The sequence below is a fragment of the Synergistetes bacterium HGW-Synergistetes-1 genome (genome assembly GCA_002839185.1).
Lineage (GTDB): Bacteria > Synergistota > Synergistia > Synergistales > Synergistaceae > Caenicola.
Window position 1 is genome coordinate 108,579 of record PGXO01000006.1, and the last position, 7,034, is coordinate 115,612.

A 7,034-nucleotide genomic window follows, 5' to 3' on the forward strand; every position below is an offset into this window, starting at 1 on the left:
GTTCCTCCCTTCGCAGCCATGTATTAGTGGCATTTAAATTATATCGCAATATTCTGAATATTTGAAGGCTGGACCATGTTATTTAAGTGTTTTTACTGCGAAAGCAGATAGTATAATTATATCTGATCACATTGCGCCCAATGTATGGCGGCTGTCCGATCAAATAAATCACCAGGGGGTATAAAAATGACTTATCCGGATCCCGTAATGGCAATATGCTACGATTTTGACGGCACACTTGCCCCGGGAAATATGCAGGAACACGATTTTTTCCCCGACCTGAAAATTGCCCCCATGGATTTTTGGAAGGAATCCAACGACCTGGCGAGAGAGCATGAGGCAGATCCGATACTGGCATACATGAAATTGATGCTCGACAAAGCAAGGCTCTCAGGAAAGGTTCAGATCTCAAAAAGCGCCTTCAGAAAATATGGAAAGTCCGTAGACCTTTTCAGAGGAGTAAAAAGCTGGTTTAGCGAGATAAACGAATATGCACAAAATAAGGGGGTCAGGCTTGAACATTACATAATATCCTCAGGTCTCAGAGAGATGATAGAGGGTACTCCGATAAGCAGACATGTCAAGGCGATATACGCGAGCTCATTTATATATGATCAGCATGATGTCGCGATCTGGCCGGCAAATGCAGTCAACTATACGACCAAGACCCAGTATCTCTACAGGATAAACAAAGGGATCGAAAGCATAACAGATAACCAGTCCATCAACGAATTTGTCGCTGAAGAAGACCGCAGGATCCCCTTTTCAAGGATGCTCTTCATAGGTGACGGGAGCACTGACGTGCCCTGCATGAAACTTGTGAAAAACCAGGGAGGACATTCGATAGCTGTGTACTGCGAGGAGAGGGAGGAGAGCCGGGATTACGCCCTCAGGCTCCTGCGCGACGGACGGGTCAACTTCATCGCGGAAGGCGTCTACACAAAAAACTCGAAGATGTTCAAATACACATCTTCGATAATAGACATGGTCTCAGCTTCGTACAGGCTTTATATGCTTACTAAATCCGTCAGCCCTGAATCAGAAGAGGCCGGAACTGAAAACTAAAAGGATAAAATACAATTAACATACGTGTCCTCATTTATCGTTGGGATCCTTTGTTTCGTTTTTGATGTGAACATCCCTTTGCGGGAAAGGTATTTCAATCTTTGCGCTGTTGAATGCAGTTAGCATCTTATGCCGGATAGAGCTCTTGACGTCCCTTTCGATATTTTCCTTTATGTCCACAAAGAACTGGGCAGTCAGGTCTAGTGCGCTTTCGCCGAAATTCTCGAAAAGGATCTTGTATGGAGGCGATTTCAGGACATTTTTATCTTTGCTCAGTATCTCCCTCATGATCGACATCGCCTGTTCTATGTCAGTGTCATATGCCACGGATATCTTTACCTCTGTCCTTGTGAAGGAGTTGTTGAGCGTCAGGTTAACTATTGCCCCCTCAAGGACCTTGCTGTTGGGGATTATGAGGTGGTTGCTCTGGTCGCACCTTACAACGGTGTTCTGGAGCGTTATCTCCTCGACTATTCCTCTTCTTTCGGCGATTATGACTTCATCCCCGATACGGACTTTTTTCTGGAAAAGGAGTATCATGCCGCTGAATATGTCGCCGGTGTATTTCTGTGTGCCAAAACCGACTGCGATTGCAACAGCGCCTCCGAGGAAGGCGAAGGCGGTGAGGGGGATGTGAAGGCTCCAGAGGCCGAAGAAAGTTGAAATGATCACGCCTGTATAGTAGATGAATTTTTGAATGATAAGGCTGCTGTGCCTGCTCATGCTCAGTCCGTCAGATGTCCTTTTCCTGAAGACATAAGCAAAATACCTGGTTATGGCTATGCCGAGAAGGAATATCATCAGTCCAAAAGAAAACTTGCCAACTGTTACAGGGTATTCACCCACATGCCAGAGCTCGGTCTCCTTGATCCTTGAAAAATTGTTTCCCCAGAAGAAGTTCATCTTGTCTTCATTGCCCTGTGTCCCGGTTATGCGCAGCGATTCTTTTCGTAGATCCATGTACTGGCTCCTTATCATTCCCAGGTCCACAAGGTATGAGAGGTATCTTTTTTTTCTGACAGCAAGGTTATCAAGGAACTTGTCCCTATTCACGGCGTCACCTTCGGTGATCAACCGGCTCTCGCCGCTGAACCTTCTCTTGACTGCCTGTTCTGTCTCCCTGATCGTCTGTATTGCATCCACGCAGAGGGTGATATTCGCATTGATGTCATCAATGTAGTCATTTGTTTTAGAGATGATAAATTGTTGTCTCGAAAGATCAAGGTTTCCTTCTAGGAGATCCTGCATACCTCTCCATACTGACCTGAGTGAGGTCAATTTTTCGATGACTTCCAGGATCATCAGTATCTCGTCCCTGACCAGCTGTTTCTCATTAGCGATCCAAAATCTTGTAAACTGAGTCATTTCAGTTGAATCATCACTGAACTCACCCGCAGGATCTATCTTTTTTTCAAGCACGGAGATAGTGTCGTAAAGAGATCTGGTTTTTTCTATCACCATGGAGTTAAGGAAGACGAAATCTTCACTGTTGAACTTGATATTTTTCCTTATGTTTTCAAGCATTGGTCCGATAATGGCTATCTTGCCCTCTGTGTCGTTCAGTTCTTTTTCGGCGAGCGACAAAGTAGCGGTATTAAGTGTATTTATTGCAGTACATTCTTCTAACTTCGCCATTATCTCCCTCATGCGCCAGCTGTTGGTCAGGTTGTTTCCGCTGACTCTTGAGAGCTGGTCGTTTACAAGGCGGAACTTTTTTTCTGCCTCATCCCTCTCTCCATTGTTTCTCAGGATCGCGGTTTTGGTTTTTTCTATCAGGCGCTTGTATCTGTCTGCTTCGTTGAGGTAGTTTTCTACGTCTTCGAGGAAGTCGAGGTAGAGGAGGAATGAGTATGGAGGTGTTTTTTCGGCCAGTTCTTCGAGTCTGCCCTCTTCAAGGATAAACTGTGAAGTTGCAGTACCCTGTTTCTGAAGGAAATAGATGCTGTGGTATACATGTATGTTGTTTTCAAGCATCATCTCGTAGTTTATGACCTGCGAGACGGGAATGCTGTACTGTCTGGCAAGGCCCTCTTCCAGTCCCTGTATTTTAAGGACTTCGGACTTGAGAGTTTTTGTTCTTTCCAAAGGCTGTGACTGGTAATCTACGATCTCTCTTTTAACATCCGCAAGGGACTCAGCATGCGATATTGGCGAAAAGATGAGAAGCAATAAAAATGCAAGAAAAAAACATGAAAAGAAAATTATTGATTTTATGGCCGTCTTTCTCACGAAAGTTCCCCCCGCGGTTACAGCTTTTGGGTACCACATACATTGCTATTTTACATTAATTATCCAAAACAGAAAGGGACAGACACAGATAATCATCAGGCTGTCCCTTTCTGTGTTTTTCAGTATCCTTAAAAGGCTTATCCGAGAAGGAAGCCCGGGAGCAGAGAATCGCTGTCCTGCTGAACAAGCCAGTTGAAACCTGTGATGTTCGCAGCGCCCTTAATGTATGGCTGGACGGCGTCAAAATCTCCTACCTTGAGCCCAGGTTCATAGTGGCCTTCGAAGACGGTTCCCAGGATACTCTCGTGCAGGAACTTTTCACCGGGTCTGAGCTCTCCTTTTGCAGCGAGCAGTGCCATTTTCGCGCACGTTCCGGTCCCGCAGGGGGACCTGTCTACGTTTTTAGCCCCGAATATTACGCAGTTCCTGGCGTTTTCCCCTTTTTTATGGATACCGAACTCTGCGAGCAGTACCTTATTGTTTTCAGGGATGAGGGGGTGCTGTACCTTGTGCTGTTTGTTTGCCTCTTCCATAACTTCGAGACCCATCTTTGTGATAGCAGCGGCTTCTGAAGGAACGATCTCAAAACCGAAATCCTCAGCTTTCAGGATCGCGAAAAAACTTCCTCCGAAGCTTATATCGAACTTAACTGTTTTATCGATCGATGGCAGGTAGAGGTCAAGATCTCTTGCGAAAACAAAGGCCGGAACGTTCTTGAGTGTCGCCGAGACTGCTTCTCCGTCTTTCACATTGACCGACATTGTGACTATACCGGCAGGAGTGTCGAGTTTTACCTCGGTCACCGGTTCGGTGACCGTTACCATGCCAAGATTTACCATTGCCGAAGAAAGCCCTATCGAACCATGCCCGCACATCGATACGCTGCCGCCCGAATCGCAGAATATGACCCCTGTATGTGCGTCCTGGTTTACCGGCGGGACCATTATCGCTCCAAACATGTCCGCATGGCCTCGAGGCTCTGTCATTATGAAACGGCGGAAGTCGTTGTGATTATCACAGAAGTCTTTCCACTTCTCGGACATGGTCTTCCCTTTAAATATCGGAGCACCTCCAATTATTATCCTTGTCGGTTCTCCGCAGGTGTGGGAATCTATCGCAGCTACCATTTTTGTGACTTTCATATGACATCCACTCTTTTCATTTTTGGATTTAATTGGTTCAGATGCTAACACAATAAATTAGTCTCTGCAATCTTTGGTCATAATAAAAAATATTTTGATTGACAAATCAGAACTACCGAACTAATATTTAGTCGGAATAAATGCTCCATATTTTGCAAACTTAGGAGAAAATACTCCATGGACAGCGATGAAAGCATGCAGCTTCTTGAACGGATAAGGTCAAAATACGAACTTTTCTCTCCTGCGCAGAGAGTCGTAGGCAGTTACATACTCTCTTCATATAAATCTCTGGCTTACGTTACTTTGGCTGAGCTTGCAAGGCTGACTTCAACAGGACAGGGGACAGTAGTCAGGTTTGCACAGGCGCTCGGGTATGGATCTTTCTCAAAACTTCAGGCCGCACTGAGGGAAGAAATTGAAAAGAGCGCTCCAAAAACATTGGAGATCTATTCATCGAAGAGCGTAAGAGAAGAGGGCACGTCGCCCTTCGATACTGTCTTTGAAATGGAAAGGACTCTCATGGACGACACATATCGTCTGATAAAGAGAGATGACTTCAACGAAGCGGTGAGGATGATATCAGATGCGCCTGCCGTTATCATTTCAGGAACAGGGAGCAATTCATTCCTTGCGGAGTATGCGGGTTATTTCCTTGGGACCATGAAGAAGAATGTCGCTGTCATCAAAGGAACAGATATTTATGATATGGACCTGTTGCTTGATGCTCCTGAAGGGACTGCTGCCTTTGTTTTCAGTTTTCCAAGGTATCCGATAAAGACTCAGTCGATAGTAAAAGTTATGAAAGAAAGAGGCATGGGAATGATCGGTATCTCGGATTCCATTGCTTCACCCATTGCTGAGTACTGTGATCCGTTCTTCATAGTGCCGCAGAAGTTTATTTCATTCATTGATCCCTGTGCGGGAGTGATGTCTGTCATCCATTCGATACTGTACGGTGTCTGGCTCGCTGACAAAGAGGGCTGCAGAAAACGTATTGAATCAAGGAACCGTCTTTTTAAGGGTGAAAAAATATTTGTATCAGACAATGTCTATCTTCCGGATCTTTTACCCTGAGTTCTTAGCAGTACATGACCCGGCATACCGGGAAAACTTATAGGGGAGGCGTTTTTGTTATGGCGTACGATGTTCGTTTTATTTCTCAGGCAGATGTTGAGTCCCTCGGTATCACAATGAAGGAAGTAATGGATCATGTGGAAACGGGCTGGAAAATGAACGGCGAAAAGAAGACAGAACTTCCTGCAAAGATCGGAGTACACCCCAGGCACGACTGCTATATGCACGCGATGCCATGCTGGATCGGCGGGGAAGTCGATATGGCAGGAATAAAATGGGTCGCAGGCTTTCCGAGCAATCTCCAGAAAAAACTGCCCTACAACAATGGCGTTTTTATCCTCAATGATGTTGAGACTGGGGTAGTCAAAGCTATTATGGACTGCAACTGGATGACTACATGGAGAACAGGTGCGGCGGCAGGGCTTGGAGCCAGGTATTTTGCTGACCCTGATGCGGAAGTAGTCGCAGTGGCAGGTCTTGGAACTATAGGTAAGATAACCCTGCGGGCATTCAAAGAAGTGCTTCCCAAAATGAAGACAGTAAAACTCTATGATCCAATGCCTGAACAGGCTGACAGATATATCGAAGCAATGAAGGGCGTTTGTCCCAACGTTGAATTCGTGGTATGCCCCGACATAAAAAAGGCCTGCGAAGACGCTGACGTAGTAACGACCTGTGCGCCGATACTCGAGAAACCGAACAGGATCATAACGGCAGATATGCTGAAAAAGGATGTCTTCTGCATGACGAGCGACTACGACTCGACATTTGCGGCAGATGTCGTAAATAAGGGAAGGGTCTTTGTGTGCGACGACCGGAACCAGTATCTGTGGACGCAGGAGCACGGTGTCTATTTCCAGAACGGATACCCGCTTTCAGAAGAAATATATGCGGACATGGGAGAAGTGGTCTCAGGAAAGGCTGCGCCGGTCAGGGAAGGCCGCAGGACGTGTCTCTTTATGGGGATCGCCAGCCATGACGTCATGACAGCGAAGCTGATCCTCGAAAAGGCAGCAGCCCAAAATGCCGGGACAATGCTGAAACTGTGATCTGATCACTTATGACCTGTCCGATGTAAGATCCGATATTAAACAACCAGAAGAACAGACCCTTCTTGTTCCGGGAGACCGATCACGGACAGGAGGGGTCCTTTGTTTCTTTGCAGTACGGAGATTTTCTTCCTGAAGCTGTCCTCTGTGTACAAATCCGATAAGAGGATATCGACGTCTATGTGTTTTGCATTTTTAGCTTGAGAATAGTGATGTTTCAACTGATATCTTCTTATGATGCAAATTACTGATATGTTTTTCACTCCTTTTATGTGATAATTAATAAATTGGCGGCTGAAATAACTGGAAATAGATACGGTTCCAGTCCGTGTTTCAGTAAAAATATGAGGAGGTAACTGCAATGACAAAGAGGAAGATGGTAACACTTGACGGCAACGAAGCGGCAGCTTACGTTGCTCACGCAGTCAATGAAGTAATATCGATCTACCCCATTACACCATCTTCGCCGATGGGT

Annotated in this window: 6 protein-coding genes; 3 read left to right on the forward strand and 3 right to left on the reverse strand. The window is 45.7% G+C overall.

The genetic code is table 11. The features are described 5' to 3' along the window. Window positions 1-186: 186 nt before the first annotated feature. A complete protein-coding gene (locus CVV54_07100) occupies window positions 187-1,065 on the forward strand; it encodes a phosphoserine phosphatase (GenBank protein ID PKL04258.1) in 879 nt (292 codons plus the stop codon). A 30-nt stretch (window positions 1,066-1,095) separates the two neighbouring features. Here CVV54_07100 and CVV54_07105 read toward each other — a convergent pair whose 3' ends face one another. After that, window positions 1,096-3,333 carry a hypothetical protein gene (locus tag CVV54_07105; protein ID PKL04259.1) on the reverse strand — a complete coding sequence of 746 codons (2,238 nt, stop codon included), beginning with the start codon at window positions 3,331-3,333 and terminating at the stop codon, window positions 1,096-1,098. Between the two features lie 98 nt (window positions 3,334-3,431). After that, a complete protein-coding gene (locus tag CVV54_07110) occupies window positions 3,432-4,436 on the reverse strand; it encodes a proline racemase (protein ID PKL04260.1) in 1,005 nt (334 codons plus the stop codon). A gap of 177 nt (window positions 4,437-4,613) precedes the next feature. Between CVV54_07110 and CVV54_07115 the strand changes: the two genes are divergently transcribed. Both CVV54_07115 and CVV54_07120 read left to right on the forward strand, forming a co-directional pair. Further along, window positions 4,614-5,510: a hypothetical protein gene (locus tag CVV54_07115; GenBank protein PKL04261.1), complete on the forward strand. Its 897-nt coding sequence runs from the start codon at window positions 4,614-4,616 to the stop codon at window positions 5,508-5,510. A gap of 59 nt (window positions 5,511-5,569) precedes the next feature. Beyond that, window positions 5,570-6,559: a peptide transporter gene (locus CVV54_07120; GenBank protein PKL04262.1), complete on the forward strand. Its 990-nt coding sequence runs from the start codon at window positions 5,570-5,572 to the stop codon at window positions 6,557-6,559. A gap of 38 nt (window positions 6,560-6,597) precedes the next feature. Here CVV54_07120 and CVV54_07125 read toward each other — a convergent pair whose 3' ends face one another. Further along, window positions 6,598-6,780, reverse strand: a complete 183-nt coding sequence (locus CVV54_07125) for a hypothetical protein (GenBank protein PKL04263.1) — start codon at window positions 6,778-6,780, stop codon at window positions 6,598-6,600. Between the last annotated feature and the right edge of the window lie 254 nt (window positions 6,781-7,034).